Consider the following 16,344-nt stretch of genomic DNA (forward strand, 5'->3'; position numbering starts at 1 on the left):
GGGGCCCTCCGGGCGCTTCCCTTCGTTCTTGCGTTTCCGACTCTATCAGACTCTTTCGTGTCCGATTCCCGGTCGAAGCGGGTTCCTGCTTTTTCGCTTTCCAGTTCTTCGCTTTCGCGTTTCCCTTTCCGGCGAGTCCGACTCTATCAGGCCTTTTCCCATTCCTTTGACCGGGGTCTCGCAGGCATGCGAAGAACACGATCAGAGTTGCAGTCTGGGCTTGGGAGTCGCTGCCGACCCCGGACTCGAAGTCGTATGGGGGCCAGGCAGGGGTTCGACAGTACAGGCCGCTGTGAGGCGAGGCAAATCGTTTCCGGTGTGCCCCTGGGTCGGGCAACCGGTAGCTCTCGGGCGGAACCGGGACTTCATATGACTTACGCTGCTGATCAGTACGCCGCCCTCCATCAGCCATGGCGGTGACATACGGATCCCCACCCCTGGAGGCTCTCCATGACCACAGTGACGTCCCCTCTTGCCGGCCGTGCCATCGGACTCACCGCGGTTCCCGACCCCGTGTTCTCAGGAGCGATGGTGGGTCCCGGTACAGCTATCGATCCCGTGCGCGAGCCTTCCGAGGCCGTCTCGCCGGTCGACGGAATCGTCGTCTCCCTCCACCCCCACGCCTTCGTCGTCGTCGATGACCAGGGACACGGGGTGCTGACGCACCTCGGGATCGACACCGTGCAGCTCAACGGCGAGGGGTTCGAGCTGCTCGTGAACAAGGGGGACACGGTGACCCGCGGTCAGGGCATCGTCCGGTGGGACCCGGCCGGTGTCGAGGCTGCCGGTAAGTCCGCGATCTGCCCGGTCGTGGCCCTGGAGGCCACCGCCGAGTCCCTCTCCGATGTCCGCGAGGACGGCGATGTGAAGGTCGGCGAGACGCTGTTCGGCTGGCAGTGACACCCTCAGCTCAGTCATGCCAGTTGGGTATCCACCGCGGCGGTGCAGCCGCCGCACAATCGGAGACGGGTGAAATGGAGACAACGCTGCGAGGCGTCGGCGTGAGCCACGGTGTGGCCATCGGCGAGGTTCGGCACATGGGTACAGCGGTGCTCGAGCCGCCGGCCAAACAGATTCCCGCGGATGAGGCCGAGCGCGAGCAGGGGCGTGCCCGCCAGGCCGTGGAAGCTGTTGCGGCCGACCTGATCGCGCGCGGCAATCTGGCGGGGGGCGAGGCTCAGCACGTGCTCGAGGCCCAGGCCATGATGGCGCAGGACCCCGAGCTCATCGCCGATGTCGAGCGTCGTATCGCCGTCGGCAGCACCGCCGAGCGCGGTGTCTACGACGCGTTCGCCGCGTACCGCGCTCTGCTCGCCAATGCCGGGGAGTACCTGGCAGGGCGTGTCGCCGACCTCGACGACGTGCGGAACCGGATCGTGGCACGCCTGCTCGGCGTTCCGATGCCGGGTGTACCCGACAGCGATGAGCCGTACGTCCTGATCGCGCGTGACCTGGCTCCCGCGGACACGGCCCTGCTCGACCCCACCCTGGTGCTCGGCTTCGTCACGGAGGAGGGCGGGCCCACCAGCCACAGCGCCATCCTCGCGCGAGCTCTCGGAGTGCCGGCCGTGGTGGCTCTGCCCGGCGCTGGTGAGATCGCAGAGGGCACGGTCGTGGCGGTGGACGGCAGCACCGGCGAGATCTTCGTCGAGCCGAGTCAGGAGAAGCGCGCCGAGATGGAGAGCGCTTCGGCGGCCCGCAAGGCGGCGCTGTCTGCCGTGACCGGTCCCGGGGCCACGTCCGACGGTCACAAGGTGCCGCTGCTCGCCAATGTCGGTGGTCCCGGCGATGTGCCGGCGGCCCTGGAGGCCGGTGCCGAGGGCGTCGGGCTGTTCCGTACGGAGTTCCTCTTCCTGGACGACAGCAAGCAGGCGCCGTCCGAGGAGAAGCAGATCGCGGCATACCGCGCGGTGCTGGAGGCGTTCCCCGAGGGGCGTGTCGTGGTGCGGGTGCTGGACGCCGGTGCCGACAAGCCGCTGGACTTCCTGACCCCTGCCGACGAGCCCAACCCCGCACTGGGTGTGCGCGGGCTGCGGAGTCTGCTGGACCACCCCGATGTGCTGCGGACCCAGTTGACGGCACTGTCCAGGGCCGTCGAGGGGCTGCCGGTGTACCTCGAGGTCATGGCCCCGATGGTCGCCGACCGTGCCGACGCGAAGGCGTTCGCGGACGCCTGCCGTGAGGCGGGACTGCAGGCGAAGTTCGGGGCGATGGTGGAGATTCCGTCCGCCGCCCTCAGGGCTCGCTCGATCCTTCAGGAGGTGGAATTCCTGTCGCTCGGTACCAACGACCTGGCGCAGTACACCTTCGCGGCCGACCGTCAGGTGGGCGCCGTATCCCGGCTGCAGGACCCGTGGCAGCCCGCGCTGCTCGACCTCGTCGCGCTTTCCGCCGACGCCGCCAGGGCCGAGGGCAAGAGTTGCGGTGTCTGTGGTGAGGCCGCTTCGGACCCACTTCTGGCGTGTGTGCTGACCGGCCTGGGTGTCACCTCTCTGTCGATGGGTGCGGCGTCCATTCCCTATGTGCGGGCGACGCTGGCGAAGCACACGCTCGCGCAGTGCGAGCGCGCCGCCTCCGCCGCGCGTGCTGCGGACTCCGCCGATGAAGCGCGGACCGCGGCGCAGGCGGTGCTGTCGGGCGAGTGACACCGTCCGCCGGACGCAGTCGGATGTGAAGGGGTTCCCGCCGGTTCGGTGGGAACCCCTTCGGCCTGTCAGCGGTGGGGCTCCGGTTCGTCCGCGCCGAGGTCGAATCCCGCGCAGTACTCGACGCCGGATTCCGGTGCCACCGGTTCGCCCGTGTCTGCGTCGGTGCAGTAGGCGTTGAAGACCTCGCCCGCCGTGAGCGGGAGGAGGCTCCCCTGGTGCAGGCGCCAGCCGTGCACCCGGTCAGGGGTGTCGGGCGCCGTGGTGCGCAGTACGACGCCTCCCTGGGTCTCGAGAGCGACGCCGACGGCGAGCACCGTGGCGAACTCCGCCCCTTCCGACGATTCCAGTCGGGCCGGTCCGTCCATGTCCCGGGCGGTGTGGAGGACGGCGAGGAGTTGTTCGTTCTCCGTGGGCGTGCTGCAGACGACGTGGTGGGTGCCCGGTCCCGCCGTGTCCAGCAGGCGCGTCAGCAGGTGGGACGCCCTGTCGAAGGCGGCCCGGCCGATGTCCTGCCCGCAGTCCGCGCAGTCGCCGAGGCCGGCGAGCAGCATCGTGGCGTATTCCCATGTCGCACGGCGGACCGCTCGTGAGACGAGCAGCGGGATCAGCGTGTCGATGGGCTGGCCGGTGTAGGCCACGGTGGCGCCGCCTGCGGCGATTTCGGCGGTGAAGCGGCCTCGGCTCATGCGCTCGTCGGGGTCGAGGCCGGATTCGGTGCAGAACTCCGCGTAGTCCTCCGGGTCGAAGAGGGCGACGGTGGTGTGCATTCCCTGGGCGGCGAGCGTCCGCAGCAGGCCTTCGACCTGCTGGAGGTAGACCGCGTGGTCGTCGAAGGTGAAGCTGCGGTAGTTCCGCATGGCCGCGAAGTCTTCGGGGTCGACCAGCAGGCCGACCGTACTGGGTGCTTCGCGGCGCAGTGCGCGTCGCATGGATGTTCCGGAGCGCTGCCGGCTGCGCCTGGTCTGCCTGATGTGCGCCATGAATCCCCCTGTGCACTGTCGATCGATGCTCACTCAGCGTAATCAGGGGGACTGACAACGGCCGGCCCGTCGGCCGGATCAGTGGCGCTCGCGGGCGAGGTCCTCGTAGAAGCGGAGGAGTTCCAGGTTGTCGACGGAGCCTGGGTTGACCGCCTCGGAAAGGGCTGCGCCCTGGAGCAGACGCTTGACCGGAACCTCGATGCGCTTGCCGGTGAGAGTGTGCGGGATGCCGGGGACCTCGATGACCTCATCCGGTACATGCCGGGGTGAGAGGTTTTCGCGGATGGTCCGTTTGATGCTGTCGCGAAGTCCGTCGTCGAGTGTGGCACCCGCGGCGAGGTGGACGAACAGGGGCATCCAGTAGCCTCCGTCCGGCTCCTCGATGCCGATGACGAGGGACTCACGGATTTCGGGGAGTCGCTCGACCGCCTCGTAGATGTCGGCGGACCCCATCCGTACACCTTGCCTGTTGAGCGTGGAGTCGGAGCGGCCGTGGATGACCACCGAGCCGCGGTCGGTGAGCGTGATCCAGTCCCCGTGGCGCCAGACGCCCGGGTACATGTCGAAGTAGCTGTCGTGGTAGCGGCGGCCGTCGGGGTCGTTCCAGAAGCGGACCGGCATGGACGGCATGGGTGCGGTCACGACGAGCTCGCCGACTTCGCCGGTGAGCGGTTGGCCTGCGGGGTCCCAGGACTGGAGGTCGGTTCCGAGGCAGGGGGCCTGCAGCTCGCCGATGTGGACCGGCAGGGTGGGGACCGCACCCGCGAAGCAGCTGCAGACGTCCGTCCCGCCGCTGACGGAGGCGATCCACAGGTCGTCGGCGATCTCGTCGTGCAGCCAGCGGAAGCCGTCGGGCGGGAGCGGGGAGCCGGTGGTGGCGACGCACTGGACACGGCTGAGGTCGTGGTCGCGGCCGGGGTGGACGCCCGCCTTCCGGCACGCCATGACGTAGGCGGCCGAGGTACCGAAGAGGGTGGCGCCGGTCTGTTCGGCGACGCGCCACTGGGCGCTCACGTCCGGATAGCCGGGGCTGCCGTCGTACAGCACGACGGTGGTGCCGGTGAGGAGGCCGGAGACGAGGAAGTTCCACATCATCCAGCCGGTGGAGGTGTACCAGAAGAAGCGGTCGTCGGGGCCGAGGTCGCAGTGCAGCCCGATCTGCTTGAAGTGTTCGAGGAGGATTCCGCCCTGGGACTGGACGATCGCCTTCGGAAGTCCGGTCGTGCCGGAGGAGTACAGCACCCACAGCGGGTGCTCGAAGGGGACCTGCTCGAAGACCGGTCGAGTGTCCGAGGCGGTGAGGGCCGACCATTCGAGGGTGCCTTCGGGCGCGTCCGTTCCGAGGAGCGGGATGTGGACGACCGCGCGCAGGGTGGGGAGTTCGCGGCGGAGTTCGGCCACGGTTCCGGTGCGGTCGTGCTCCTTGCCGCCGTAGCGGTAGCCGTCGACGGTGAAGAGGACGACGGGCTCGATCTGCTGGAAGCGGTCCAGGACGCTGCGGGCGCCGAAGTCGGGGGCGCAGGAGGTCCAGACTGCGCCGACCGCGGCGGTGGCGAGGAACGCGACGACCGCCTGGGGGATGTTGGGGAGGTATCCGCTGACCCGGTCGCCGGGGGTGACGCCGAGGGCGCGGAGTTCTGCGGCCAGTGAGCCTGTCTGACGGCGGAGTTCGGACCAGCTGACAGCGACCTGGGTGTGGGTCTCGTCGACGTACAGCAGGGCGGGGGCGTCCGCGCGGAGCGGGTCGTCGGCCGTACGCAGGGCGTGCTCGGCGTAGTTGAGGGTGGCGCCGGGGAACCACTGGGCGCCAGGCATGGCCCGGTCGCCGATGACGGCCTCGTACGGGGTGGAGAAGCGTACGTCGAACCAGTCGGCGACTGCCTGCCAGAAGGTGTCGAGTTCCTCGACCGACCAGCGGTGAAGTGCCGCGTATCCACCGTCGGCGGGGGCTCCGTAGTGCCCGGCCGCCCATCGCTGGAAGCGGGTGACGGCCGCGGCCTCGACGCGCTGGGGCTCCGGCTGCCAGAGGGGGGCTTCGCCGGCTGCTGACGTCATGGGGACTCCCTGGGCTTTCGGGGTGTACGCGGGGTGTGCGTGCGTCGCGCGCACGGGCTGGGGTGTGCGCGTGAACGGCTTTCACGGACGATGCCATGTGATCGTCTTGCGCACCAGGGTTCCCCTGCCGTGGTTGCGTGTCCGGCCGTGTCGTGTGACCCAGGTGAACGGAAGTTGAACGGAACACGTTTCCGTCGCGGCGGATGGCAGGCTGGCCCGCATGGATGGTCGTGACCTGGTGCGCTCGGTGAAAATGGTCGGTTCTGTACAGGGGATGCGTACGGTGCGCTCGGCTTGGCGGCATCGCCGTGCGGATGCGCGGGATCTGGAGCCGCGCGGTGCGGAGCGGGCACGTGTGCCCGGTCTCCTGGCCGGTGCTGAGCCCGGGCCGGGCGGTGGAGTCGTACGGTTCGCCCGCTCGCGGCTGCGGGTCCGGGTGGCGGTGGGCGGTGCGGTGTTCTGGTCCTGGGACGACGCCGGGCCGCTGCCCTCGTACGCCCTGCCGGGGGCCGAGCCCGATCCTGATCCGCGGGCGTGCCTCGAGCCGGACACGAATGGTGGCTGGCAGGTCGTCTCGGAGCGGCTGACGGTCGTCGTGTCGCGGCTCGGAGCGGTGGAGCTGCGTACGCCGGGTGGGGTGCTGCTGCGCCGGGAACTGCCGCCGCGCTGGTGGGAAACGGTGGAGGGTGGCGAGCCACGGTGGGTGCAGCGGTCCGAGGTCCCTGCCGACGCGCGCTTCTTCGGGCTGGGCGGGCGGTCCGGGGGGCCGAGGCTGCGCGAGGGCACGTACCGGCTGTGGAACACCGATCCGGGCGGGCGATTCGAGCCCGGGGACGATCCGCTGTACCTGACGATGCCGGTGCAACTGGTGGTCTCCGACGCGGGAACCCATCTGGCGTTCCACGACAACTCCTGGTCGGGCAGGGTGACGCTCCGGGAGGGCGAGGAGGGCGCCGGTTCGGGGCATGACCGGCCTGGCACCTGTGAGGTGCGGATGGACGGCGGGCCGCTCCGTTGCTGGGTCGTCGTGGGTACGCCGGCCAGGGTGCTGCAGGGGTGGACGGCTCTGACGGGGGCGCCCGCGCTGCCGCCCTCCTGGGCGCTGGGTCCGCAGCACGCGCGCTGGGGGTTCGGCAGCGAGCGGGAGGTGCGGCGGATCGTGACGGGTTACCGGGAGCGGGAACTGCCCCTGTCGGCGGTGCATCTGGACATCGACCACTACGACGCGCATCAGGTGTTCACGGTCGACCGGGAACGGTTCCCCGATCTGCCCCGGCTGGCGGAGGAGTTGCGCGAGGAGGGCGTCCGGCTGGTGTCGATCGTCGATCCCGCGGTGCGGGCATCGGCGGGCAACACGGTGTTCGACAGCGGCCTGGAGGTCGGTGCGGAGGGCGCGTTCGTCCGGGATCCGCAGGGGGTGCCGGTGCTCGGTGAGGTCTGGCCGGGTGCGTGCGTCTATCCGGATTTCACCGATCCGCTTGTGCGGGAGTGGTGGGGCGCCCTGTACGAGGAGCGGCTGGGCCAGGGGTTCTCCGGGGTGTGGCACGACATGAACGAGCCGGTGTCGTTCTCGGCCTTCGGGGATCCGTCGCTGCCCCGTTCGTCCCGGCACTCCCTGGAGGGCCGTGGCGGGGACCATCGGGAGGCCCACAACGTGTACGCGTTGACGATGGCGAGGGCCGGGTACGAGGGACTGCGCCGGCTGCGCCCGGAGGAGCGGCCGTTCCTGTTCTCCCGTTCGGGCTGGGCGGGGATGCAGCGGTACGGCGGCACCTGGTCCGGTGATGTGGCCACGGGGTGGCCGGGGCTCCGGGCGTCGCTGGCCCTGGTGCTGGGGCTCGGGCTCTGCGGGGTGCCGTATTCGGGTCCGGATGTCGGCGGGTTCGACGGGTCGCCGTCGCCGGAGCTGTATCTGCGCTGGTTCCAGCTGGGCGCGTACATGCCGTTGTTCCGCACGCACTCGGCCATCGGCGCGGGGCGCCGGGAGCCGTGGGAGTTCGGGCCTGAGGTGCTCGCGTATGCCAGGGAGACGCTGGAGGAGCGGGAGCGGCTGCTGCCGTACTTCGTGACGCTGGCGCAGCTGGCCCGGCTGACGGGTGCGCCGTATGTGCGGCCTGCGTGGTGGGGCGCTTCGGGGGACCGGGAGCTGCGGGACTGCGAGGACGTGTTCCTGCTGGGTGACGCCCTGCTGGTCGCGCCGGTGCTGGACGAGGGGACGGACCGCCGTTCGGTGCGGCTGCCGCACGGGCGCTGGTACGACACGGCGACCGGGCGGGCGTACGAGGGGCCGGGCCAGGTGGTGGTGGCCGCGCCGTTGTCACGGATTCCGGTGCTGGCGAGGGCCGGTGCGGTGTTTCCGGTGCGGGGCCCGGAGGGAGGCCTCGAACTGGAGGTGTGGGCTCCGGCCGCCGGGCGTACCGGGGGCGGGCTGGTCGTGCGGGATGTGGGCGACGGGTGGGCACAGGCCGAGGTGGAGCGCTACACGTCGTGCCTCAGGGCCGGGCGCGTTGTCGTGGAGCGTGACGGTGAGGAGGGGCTGGTGCCGTATCCGGTCCGTGTGCGGGGGCTCCCGGGCTCAGCGGTAGGCGCCCTCGAACCATGAGCGTACGGCCCGGGTGTGCAGCGGGAAGGCGAGTTGGTCCGGGGTGTACAGCACGTCGTGGCCCGAGGTCTCGTCCGTCGGGGCGGAAGGCGGGAGCTCCCCGGCGGGGCGCGGCGGGAGCAGGCCGAAGAGCAGCAGGTGGCCGTCCGGGGAGCTCAGGGCGTCGGCGAGGCGTACGTCCGTCTCGTCGGCCCGGATGCCGGTCTCCTCGCGCAGTTCGCGGACGACGGCGTGGCGCCAGTCCTCGGACCGGTCGATGTAGCCGCCGGGCGAAGCAGGCGGGTTCGTTGATTTCTGGCCGGTGAGTCGCAGGAACCGACGCGTGAGTGGTTCACCGACAGCTACGAGTATGGCGGGTTCGCGGCCGAACGAGCTCGGGGCGAGCGGTCCGTCATCGCTGCGGTGCGTCTGGCCAGTCGGCGATCTGGATGCCGTGGTCGGAACGGGCTTGACCTTGACGCTGGGTCAACCCTCCATTCTTCCGGGAGGAGCTTCCGCGCAGTCGCCTGGAACAGCTCCGCGAAGGAGGCAGATGACGATGACAGCCCAATCGATCGCCAGTCCGGCGATTCGCGTGCAAGGTCTCAAGAAGTCGTACGGGAAGCTCGAAGTGCTGCGCGGTGTGGACTTCGACGTGGCGCCGGGCAGCATCTTCGCCCTGCTCGGCTCCAACGGTGCGGGCAAGACTACGACCGTGAGGATCCTCGCCACGCTCCTGAAGGTCGACGCAGGAACGGCGAGCGTCCACGGCTTCGACGTCGCCACGCAACCGACGGACGTGCGGGAGTCCATCAGTCTCACCGGGCAGTTCGCGGCCGTCGACGAGATCCTCAGCGGTCGGGAGAACCTCGTACTCGTCGCCAAGCTGCGCCACATCAAGGACCCTGGCGCGATCGCGGACGACCTGCTGACGCGTTTTTCGCTGAGCGAGGCGGGCGCGCGGAGAGTGTCCACGTATTCGGGTGGGATGCGCCGCCGGCTGGACATCGCGATGAGCCTCATCGGGAATTCGCCGGTGATTTTCCTGGACGAGCCGACGGCCGGTCTTGACCCCGAGGCGCGCATCGAGGTGTGGGATGCGGTCAAGGAACTCGCCGGCCACGGAACGACAGTGCTGCTCACCACGCAGTATCTGGACGAGGCAGAGCAGCTGGCCGACCGGATCGCGATCCTCCACCAGGGCCGGATCATCGTCAACGGCACCCTCACCGAGCTCAAGCAACTCTTCCCACCCGCCAAAGTCGAGTACGTCGAGAAGCAGCCGACTCTCGAGGAAATCTTCCTCGCAGTCATCGGCGGCAGCGACAAGAGCGACGTCACTGGCACGACAACTGGGGGACGAGGATGACCGCGTACTTCCTTAACGACACTGCCGCGCTGACGGGGCGGACCCTGCGCCATGTCACCCGCAGCATGGACACCATCATCACGACCGCCATCACGCCGGTCGCCATGATGCTGATGTTCGTCTACGTGTTCGGCGGCGCCATCGACACCGGGTCGGTTCCGTACGTGAACTACATGCTGCCCGGCATCCTGCTCATGACCATCGCCTCAGGCATCTCCTACACTGCGTACCGGCTGTTCACCGATGTGAAGAGCGGGGTCTTCGAACGATTCCAGTCCATGCCGATCGCGCGGTCGGGTGTGCTGTGGGCCCACGTCGTCACCTCTTTGGTCGCCGTCCTGATCGCGCTCGTGCTCGTGGTGGGCGTCGCTGTGCTCATGGGCTTCCGCTCAGGGGCAGGAGTGTCGGCATGGCTCGCGGTCACCGGCATATTGCTCCTGTTCACCCTGGCGCTGACCTGGCTCGCCGTGATCCCCGGGCTTTCTGCGTCGTCGGTCGAGGGCGCTGGCGCCTTCGCCTACCCCCTCATCTTCCTGCCGTTCGTCAGCTCGGCGTTCGTGCCCACAAAGACGATGCCCGGCCCGCTACGCTGGTTCGCCGAACATCAGCCGGTGACGTCGATCGTCAACACGATCCGCAACCTATTCGCCCAGCAGCCGGTCGGTGGCGACATCTGGACCGCCCTCGCGTGGTGCGTCGGCATCCTCGTCGTGGCGTACGTCTTCGCGATGGCCGCATATCGCCGGAAGATCGCCTGAGGCAGGCTGAGACCCATGCTCACCATCAGCCAACTTGCGTCGTACGCCGGGGTGACGGTGCGGGCGGTACGCCACTACCACCGGATCGGGTTGCTGCCGGAGCCCGAACGCGACCGGTCCGGATACCGGACCTACGACGCTGTCGCGGTCGTGCGACTGATCCGGATCCGCACCCTCGCAGACGCCGGCGTACCGCTGGCCCGGGTGCAGGAACTCCTCACCGCCGGCCCGGAGGAGTTCGCCGGCGGCGCCCAGGAGATCGACAAGGCCCTACGCGCCGAGATCCGGCGGCTGCAGGACACCCGCAGCCGACTCGCCAGGCTCGCCGCCGGAGAGCACCTGGCGCTCCCGCAGAGCGTCGTGGACTACCTCGACCGGCTGCGCGGTCTCGGCGTTGAGGAGCGGTACATCGAGATGGAGCGGGACGCCTGGATCATGATCGCCGCCCAGGTGCCGCATTCGATCGACTCCGTGATCGCCAAGAAGCACGAGGAGCTGGACGACCCCGAGATGGTGAAGCTCTACAGCCTTCTCAGCGGGGCACTCGACTGGCCAGCCGACGATCTGCGGATCGTCGAGGTCGCCGACATCATGGAGCGCTTGATGGTTCGCGCTGTGGAGGCCGGCGAGGTGGGCGCCGACGACGGCATCGACGACCAGTTCGTCGAACTGCTGGACTCGACCATGGTCGAGTCCTCACCGCACGCCGCGCGGCTGCTGGCGATCCTGGAGGAGCGGGGCTGGAGGGGCTGGACCCGCATCGAGCGAGTGCCTGCCACGAGACTCAACACTGAGCTGCCGCCAGCGTGACGCTATTTGGGGGTGCACGTGCTTCCCGGGGACGGCCGTCTGCCTCAGCGAGGAACAGGGCCGAGGCGGTGGGGGTGGGCAGCGTGGATGCACTTCATGGCAGTGGTGATGGAGATTCCGAAGACACGGACCAGGTGGACGGGATCTTCGGTCTCGCGGGCCTCATCCAGGATTCTGTCGGCGCGAACTGCGCGCAGAGTCAGACCGGCGGGATCGAAGCGCCTGTAGACGTAGTCCGCGGAGACAGGATCGGTCGCGCTGACGGTCTGTTGAGTGACCAGCAGGTGCGCGTTGACGGTGCGTGGCCAACGCTGATGGCGGTAGCGGAGCCAGGCATGCAGTAGGGCATCTGTGGTGTCGTCGAGGTGGACGACGTGACGGCTGTGGGGGCGGCGGATCAGAAGTTGCCGTCGGGTGAGCAGCACGTCGGCGAGGACGAGGTTGCGCAGGTCGGTGCCGCTTGTTGCGTGGAGGGCGACCAAGGCGAGAACCAGACGGGTAGCCGGGTTGGAGGTGGTCTCCAGAAGCCCGGCCAGCCCGGCCGGGGGCCAGAGTCGTGGGCAGCAGTTCCTGACGGGTTATGCGAAGACCGCGGGTGGGGTCGGCGAAGACGAGCTTGGTGTGTTTCAGGGCTCGAAAGAGCGACCGGATCGCCACAGCGCGCTCGTGGGCGCGTGGGCCTTTGACCGCGGTGACAGCGGCTGTGACGTCAGCCTCCGTCACCTGACGCAAGGTGGTGTAGCGGGTGGTCCAGTCAGCGAGTGGCGCGGCCAGATAGAAGAGGTAGCGGCGCATCGCGTCGTAGTCGGTGACGCGGTGGTGGGGCCTGCTGGTGCCACGCAAGACCCCGACCCACGTGCTGAGTCCGTCGCTGATTCGTGGAGGGAGGGCGGCGATGGTGCGCTGGACGGAAGCCTCGTGGCGGTTGCGCCGTGGCGGCGAGGTGACGAGCTGTTCGCGTTGGTTCAGGAAGGCGAGAAGCCCGCGAATGCGACCCTTGCCGCCAACCCGGGGCGGTGCAGTGCCCGGAGCTCATCCTCGCGGAAGGCGGTGTCGGCGCCCAGCCAAGTGGCGGCCACTCGTAGTACCCGGGCACTGGGCTCGTGGACCTTTCTTGGTTCCAGCGATTCTCGGTGGTGTATCGGGCGAAGTCCGCCAGCAGGGCCTTCACCGGCGGTAGTGGGGCCGGCAGCAGGGCTCCGGCCAGCGGGCGCCAGTCTCGCTCGACCTCAAAGAGGATCGCCTGACCTTGAAGTACGACTGGCGGACTGAGCTCCAGGCGATCCGCGCGGAGCTCGCGACGGATCGCGCTGCCGTTCGCCAAGGACGTTTCGGCAAACCGTAGTTGTCGTCAGGTAGAGGCATCGGGGTCAGGACCCAGGCGAAGGCGCTGTCGAGTGCAGTCGCGGCATCGACCGTTCCGCAGAGGAAGCGGCCCGGCGCCGCACCGACCGCAACATCCTTGCTGGTCAGCGTAAACACGACGCCAGTGCCTACAGGCGTCGCACACTTGGTTTCGGCCCCACGAAAGGCAGTGATCGCAACTTCGTGGCTGAGATTGGGGGCGGGCCCGCTGGGCGTGCGGCAGCAGGACCACCTCGCGGTCTAGGTCAGGGGCGAGCCAGCCAGCCTTGTTCAAGACCCGGGTAAGTCCGACGGGCCGGTGAGGCAGGGCGTCAAGGATCGCGGCGTCGACCAGGTCCTGGCCGGCCGCGTCGCGCGCCGCCAGCGCAAGGGCCAACATGTTCATGGCGCTGACGCGCCATGCACGCCCGAGGCAGTGCTCGGCCTGCACCTGACCGACCAGTAGTTTGAGCCGGATCAGATCGTCTTGGAATCGGCTGCGAATCGCGACGGCGTGGCGCTCCAGCAGCCGGTACGACGCAGGGAACAGGGCCACCTGTCCACGCACTGCCGGCTGACAGATCCGCTCGTCGTCCACGACGAAGGCGGGGCGCTGAGCACGTGCCCAGCCAGGTGCGTGGTAGCGGCCGTCAGTCTGCAGGCGGTAGGTACCGGTGGGCAAGGCAGGCCGACGGACGGAGGCGGGCAGACAGAACGCGAGCTGGGTCCATGCCGGCTGCTCTGCGGCCCTTGCGGGTTCGAAGTACCAGGCCGCGTCGTACTCGGTGACAGCTACGACACACGCCCGGCAGAAGCCTTCATCGTTGATGCGCCACAGCCGCTTGCACCGTCTGCACTCGCCCTCCGGGTGGTTCCGTTTGGAGCGCCACTGATGGCAGGGGGAGCAGAACGGCGACTGGACCCGCAGCCCCCAGCCAAGGCAGCCGGCGCACTGCCCCAGCGAGGGCAGACGTTTGGGGCGTTTTCGTCTTGGGGCCACCTCAGTTCGGTGGGAGCGACCTGGGCCGCCCCGCCCCGGTGGACCGGCGCGGCACCGGCCTGGGCGACTCGCCCGCAGCCGTCGCGAGCCCCTCGTCCTGGGCCACCGGCGTCTTCCCGGCTACAGGTTCGGCGACGAGCAGGTCCGCGACCGTGCACTGAAGAGCAGCGCAGATCAGGTCCAGATCGTCCAACCGCACCGTTACCGGTGTGCCCGACCAGAGCGCGGAGACCTTCGACACCGACGGAGTGAAGCCGACTTCTTTGAACACGGGCATCAGGTCACTGGGCCTCCAGATGCCTCGGTTGGCCGCCGCCCACCGTAGGTTCCACTTCACGACAACCCCCCCGTGTCCACGCGCAGTCGTTGTGCGGCCCGAGCCGACGAACGTCGGCTGGCCATCTCTGGGTCGCTCTGAGCGGACAAAATGTACCGAACCGTGGTCGTCGTCCAGTCATGGCCGAGCAACTTCTGCACCTCCCACAGCGACATCCCCGCCTCGTAACGGTGTGTGGCACAAGCATGCCGAAGCAGATGAGGAAAGATCCGCTCGACCGGACCTGCAAGGTGCGCCTCCGATGCTCTCGCCAGCGCCTTCCGCAGCGTCGACGTTGTCACCGCCGGGCCGACAGGGTTCGGCATGCCGCCAACATCCCGCGCCAGGCGCGCAGAGGGCCACACCGGCGACTCAGGGTGCTCCGGGTCGTCCGAGAACAACCCGCGGACTTCCTCCACGTACCACCACAGCAACTCACGTCCCTCGGCGAACAGAAACGCCTCTCGCTGCCGCGGCCCCGACCCTCGGGCGCCCTTGCCCTGGACGACGAACCGCCCGAAGTCGCCGGCCTCCCAGTGCAGGTCCTTCATGCGCATCTGGCAAAGCTCCGAGGCCCGCACCCCGGAGATGTAGATCAACTTCGCCATCACGTAGTCCCTGCACGCCACCGCCTCCTTGCGGGCGTGCGCCAGCTCCCGCCGCCAACCGGCGAAGAACTCGCCAACCGCCCGGGCCGACGGTGGCACCCGCAGGCCGAAGTCACCGCGGTGCGCGTGTCGGTTGAACGGATCGACCGGCGACTCGACCGCCGCGCCGAACCGCTGGAAGATCTCGTGCGCGTAGCGTTGCTCCAGGAACGCGAAGAAGTGGTCGATCCGGTTCAGCTTCGATCGCACTGTCGGTGCCTGGCGTTTGCCGACTCCGGCGAAGTAGCCGTCGACGTGGCGGGGCTCAGCCGCCACGGCACGACACCGTAGTGGTCGCACACCTCGATCACTGGCTTCGTCAGCCCGTCCAGGGTGGAGGACGCCAGGCCCGCCACATCTCGCGCCCACTGGTACTCGACCAGCGCGTCCATGAAGAACAGCTGCTCGCCTTCCTCGTCCGCCCCGCCTGCGTACCGGCGCTGCAGCAACAGCACGTCGCTCAGCCCCGGCTCGCCTCCCAGCAACTCCGTCTCTGCGGGCGGCGGTTCGCTGGGAGGCGGTACGAGGGAGAGCACGCGAGTCCCGGGATCTGCCACGGACGTTGAAATTACAGCAGTGAGTCCTGAAATGCAGGAGAACGGCCCAACATCCTGAGAGGCCGATGTGGGAGCCCTTCGAGCCTCCTGCCAGCTGAAATGGAAGGATGCGCCGATCAGCCCCTCAGGGAACCCGCTCGTACTCCAGTTAGCGCGATCCCGCCCCGGTGCGGGGGAATGGTGCGGGTGATGACGACGAGGCCGGTGCCGGGCGGTCCGGTGACGGGCAGCAGGGCGACGGCCACGGGCAGCGGGTTGCGATAGACGGAGTGGCCGCACGCCGCGCAGGTGCGGGGCCAGGCGTCGTCGGCGTACGGGGCCCCGCAGCTGTTGCAGTGGGAGTCCTTCACGGGCGGACTGTATCCGATCACTCTTCTCTTGCGGCTCCGAAACTGATAGACGGTGTGCCCATGACAGGAATAGCTCGTGCTCTCCGCGCCCTGGCCGCCGCCGGTGCCGCTCTGCTCGCCGTGACCGCCGCCGCCCCGGTGGCGGCGGCCAGGACCGAACCCAAGGCTCCGCCGGAGTTCGTCGACCTCCGCTCCGTCGATCGGACGATCATCACGGAGATGCGTTACACCACCGCGCACAACTTCATGGGAGAGCCGGTGGACGGCTACCGGCAGCCCGTCTGCATCCTGACCCGGCCCGTCGCCCAGGCGCTGCACACGGCCCAGCAGAGCCTTCTGGGTCAGGGCTATTCGCTCAAGGTGTACGACTGCTACCGGCCGCAGCGTGCCGTGGACCACTTCGTGCGCTGGGCGAAGGATCTGGACGACCAGGCCATGAAGGACGAGTTCTATCCGGTGGTCGACAAGACGCGGCTGTTCGAGGACGGTTACATCGCGGAGAAGTCCGGGCACAGCCGGGGCAGCACGGTGGACCTCACCCTGGTGAAGCTCCCCGAGCAACCGACCAGGCCGTACGAGCCGGGCGAGGACCTGGCTCCGTGCTACGCGCCGGAGGGCGAGCGCTTCCCCGACAGCTCGGTGGACATGGGCACGGGGTACGACTGCTTCGACACCCTGTCGCACACGGACGACCCTCGGGTGCAGGGGGCGCAGCGTACCAACCGGCAGTTCCTCAAGGAGACGCTCACCGGCCTGGGGTTCGTGAATCTGGCAGAGGAGTGGTGGCACTTCACCTACAGGCCCGAGCTCTTCCCGGACACGTACTTCGACTTCCCGGTGGCCAGGCGCTCCGTCGCGGGGCACTGACGGCCGGGCGGGAAACGGGCGCAGAACGGGCGACCGGGACCACCCCCGTGGGCTCCGGCCGC

The 16,344-nt window shown here is 69.0% G+C and carries 13 protein-coding genes and 2 pseudogenes; 7 read left to right on the forward strand and 8 right to left on the reverse strand.

The window, feature by feature from the left end; translation table 11 throughout:
• The first annotated feature begins 450 nt into the window (after positions 1 to 450).
• Both ACFYQ5_RS34245 and ptsP read left to right on the forward strand, forming a co-directional pair.
• Positions 451 to 900, forward strand: a complete 450-nt coding sequence (locus tag ACFYQ5_RS34245; RefSeq protein ID WP_033304207.1) for a PTS glucose transporter subunit IIA — start codon at positions 451 to 453, stop codon at positions 898 to 900.
• A gap of 74 nt (positions 901 to 974) precedes the next feature.
• Positions 975 to 2,645, forward strand: a complete 1,671-nt coding sequence (gene ptsP, locus ACFYQ5_RS34250; protein WP_389203292.1) for a phosphoenolpyruvate--protein phosphotransferase — start codon at positions 975 to 977, stop codon at positions 2,643 to 2,645.
• 68 nt (positions 2,646 to 2,713) lie between these two features.
• Here ptsP and ACFYQ5_RS34255 read toward each other — a convergent pair whose 3' ends face one another.
• Positions 2,714 to 3,628 carry a hypothetical protein gene (locus ACFYQ5_RS34255; protein ID WP_389203294.1) on the reverse strand — a complete coding sequence of 305 codons (915 nt, stop codon included), beginning with the start codon at positions 3,626 to 3,628 and terminating at the stop codon, positions 2,714 to 2,716.
• 78 nt (positions 3,629 to 3,706) lie between these two features.
• Positions 3,707 to 5,683: an acetoacetate--CoA ligase gene (locus tag ACFYQ5_RS34260; RefSeq protein ID WP_389203296.1), complete on the reverse strand. Its 1,977-nt coding sequence runs from the start codon at positions 5,681 to 5,683 to the stop codon at positions 3,707 to 3,709.
• 220 nt (positions 5,684 to 5,903) lie between these two features.
• Here ACFYQ5_RS34260 and ACFYQ5_RS34265 point away from each other — a divergent pair, with 220 nt between their 5' ends.
• The gene (locus ACFYQ5_RS34265) at positions 5,904 to 8,285 is read left to right on the forward strand and encodes a TIM-barrel domain-containing protein (RefSeq protein ID WP_389203298.1); all 2,382 of its coding nucleotides are present in this window, start codon (positions 5,904 to 5,906) and stop codon (positions 8,283 to 8,285) included.
• Here ACFYQ5_RS34265 and ACFYQ5_RS34270 read toward each other — a convergent pair.
• A pseudogene (locus ACFYQ5_RS34270) lies at positions 8,259 to 8,750 on the reverse strand (NUDIX domain-containing protein); the annotation flags it as partial. The gene ACFYQ5_RS34265 and the pseudogene ACFYQ5_RS34270 overlap by 27 nt on opposite strands.
• Before the next feature lie 73 nt (positions 8,751 to 8,823).
• On the opposite strand from ACFYQ5_RS34270, the gene ACFYQ5_RS34275 reads away from it, so the two are divergent.
• From ACFYQ5_RS34275 to ACFYQ5_RS34285, 3 genes are read left to right on the forward strand one after another with little or no spacing between them, the layout of a single operon-like run.
• Entirely contained in the window at positions 8,824 to 9,633 is an 810-nt protein-coding gene (locus tag ACFYQ5_RS34275; RefSeq protein ID WP_389203300.1) for an ABC transporter ATP-binding protein, read from the forward strand.
• A complete protein-coding gene (locus ACFYQ5_RS34280; RefSeq protein WP_389203302.1) occupies positions 9,630 to 10,391 on the forward strand; it encodes an ABC transporter permease in 762 nt (253 codons plus the stop codon). The genes ACFYQ5_RS34275 and ACFYQ5_RS34280 overlap by 4 nt, the downstream gene beginning before the upstream one ends.
• Positions 10,392 to 10,406: 15 nt before the next feature.
• The gene (locus ACFYQ5_RS34285) at positions 10,407 to 11,201 is read left to right on the forward strand and encodes a MerR family transcriptional regulator (RefSeq protein WP_389203304.1); all 795 of its coding nucleotides are present in this window, start codon (positions 10,407 to 10,409) and stop codon (positions 11,199 to 11,201) included.
• A 44-nt stretch (positions 11,202 to 11,245) separates the two neighbouring features.
• On the opposite strand, the gene ACFYQ5_RS34290 is transcribed toward ACFYQ5_RS34285, so the two are convergent.
• The 5 genes and pseudogenes from ACFYQ5_RS34290 to ACFYQ5_RS34310 all read right to left on the reverse strand — a co-directional run.
• Positions 11,246 to 11,683 (reverse strand): hypothetical protein, encoded by a 438-nt coding sequence (locus tag ACFYQ5_RS34290; protein WP_389203306.1) that lies wholly within the window; start codon positions 11,681 to 11,683, stop codon positions 11,246 to 11,248.
• Between the two features lie 1,863 nt (positions 11,684 to 13,546).
• The gene (locus tag ACFYQ5_RS34295; RefSeq protein ID WP_319666232.1) at positions 13,547 to 13,882 is read right to left on the reverse strand and encodes a helix-turn-helix transcriptional regulator; all 336 of its coding nucleotides are present in this window, start codon (positions 13,880 to 13,882) and stop codon (positions 13,547 to 13,549) included.
• Complete coding sequence (locus ACFYQ5_RS34300; RefSeq protein ID WP_389203308.1) at positions 13,879 to 14,784, reverse strand: site-specific integrase; 906 nt, start codon at positions 14,782 to 14,784, stop codon at positions 13,879 to 13,881. The genes ACFYQ5_RS34295 and ACFYQ5_RS34300 overlap by 4 nt, the downstream gene beginning before the upstream one ends.
• Positions 14,703 to 15,065, reverse strand: a complete 363-nt coding sequence (locus ACFYQ5_RS34305) for a hypothetical protein (protein WP_389203310.1) — start codon at positions 15,063 to 15,065, stop codon at positions 14,703 to 14,705. The genes ACFYQ5_RS34300 and ACFYQ5_RS34305 overlap by 82 nt, the downstream gene beginning before the upstream one ends.
• Before the next feature lie 143 nt (positions 15,066 to 15,208).
• Positions 15,209 to 15,436 (reverse strand): annotated as a pseudogene (locus ACFYQ5_RS34310) (NUDIX hydrolase); the annotation flags it as partial.
• Positions 15,437 to 15,475: 39 nt separating this feature from the next.
• Between ACFYQ5_RS34310 and ACFYQ5_RS34315 the strand changes: the two are divergent.
• Positions 15,476 to 16,282 (forward strand): M15 family metallopeptidase, encoded by an 807-nt coding sequence (locus ACFYQ5_RS34315; protein ID WP_389203312.1) that lies wholly within the window; start codon positions 15,476 to 15,478, stop codon positions 16,280 to 16,282.
• The last annotated feature ends 62 nt before the right edge of the window (positions 16,283 to 16,344 follow it).

This window comes from Streptomyces sp. NPDC005794 (assembly GCF_042871445.1).
Taxonomy (GTDB): Bacteria; Actinomycetota; Actinomycetes; order Streptomycetales; family Streptomycetaceae; genus Streptomyces.

Excerpts from the sequence above, each read along its gene's own strand:
- ACFYQ5_RS34245 (WP_033304207.1), top strand. The coding sequence starts at position 451 with ATGACCACAGTGACGTCCCCTCTTGCCGGCCGTGCCATCGGACTCACC.
- ptsP (WP_389203292.1), top strand. The coding sequence starts at position 975 with ATGGAGACAACGCTGCGAGGCGTCGGCGTGAGCCACGGTGTGGCCATC.
- ACFYQ5_RS34255 (WP_389203294.1), bottom strand. The coding sequence starts at position 3,628 with ATGGCGCACATCAGGCAGACCAGGCGCAGCCGGCAGCGCTCCGGAACA.
- ACFYQ5_RS34260 (WP_389203296.1), bottom strand. The coding sequence starts at position 5,683 with ATGACGTCAGCAGCCGGCGAAGCCCCCCTCTGGCAGCCGGAGCCCCAG.
- ACFYQ5_RS34265 (WP_389203298.1), top strand. The coding sequence starts at position 5,904 with ATGGATGGTCGTGACCTGGTGCGCTCGGTGAAAATGGTCGGTTCTGTA.
- ACFYQ5_RS34275 (WP_389203300.1), top strand. The coding sequence starts at position 8,824 with ATGACAGCCCAATCGATCGCCAGTCCGGCGATTCGCGTGCAAGGTCTC.
- ACFYQ5_RS34280 (WP_389203302.1), top strand. The coding sequence starts at position 9,630 with ATGACCGCGTACTTCCTTAACGACACTGCCGCGCTGACGGGGCGGACC.
- ACFYQ5_RS34285 (WP_389203304.1), top strand. The coding sequence starts at position 10,407 with ATGCTCACCATCAGCCAACTTGCGTCGTACGCCGGGGTGACGGTGCGG.
- ACFYQ5_RS34315 (WP_389203312.1), top strand. The coding sequence starts at position 15,476 with ATGACAGGAATAGCTCGTGCTCTCCGCGCCCTGGCCGCCGCCGGTGCC.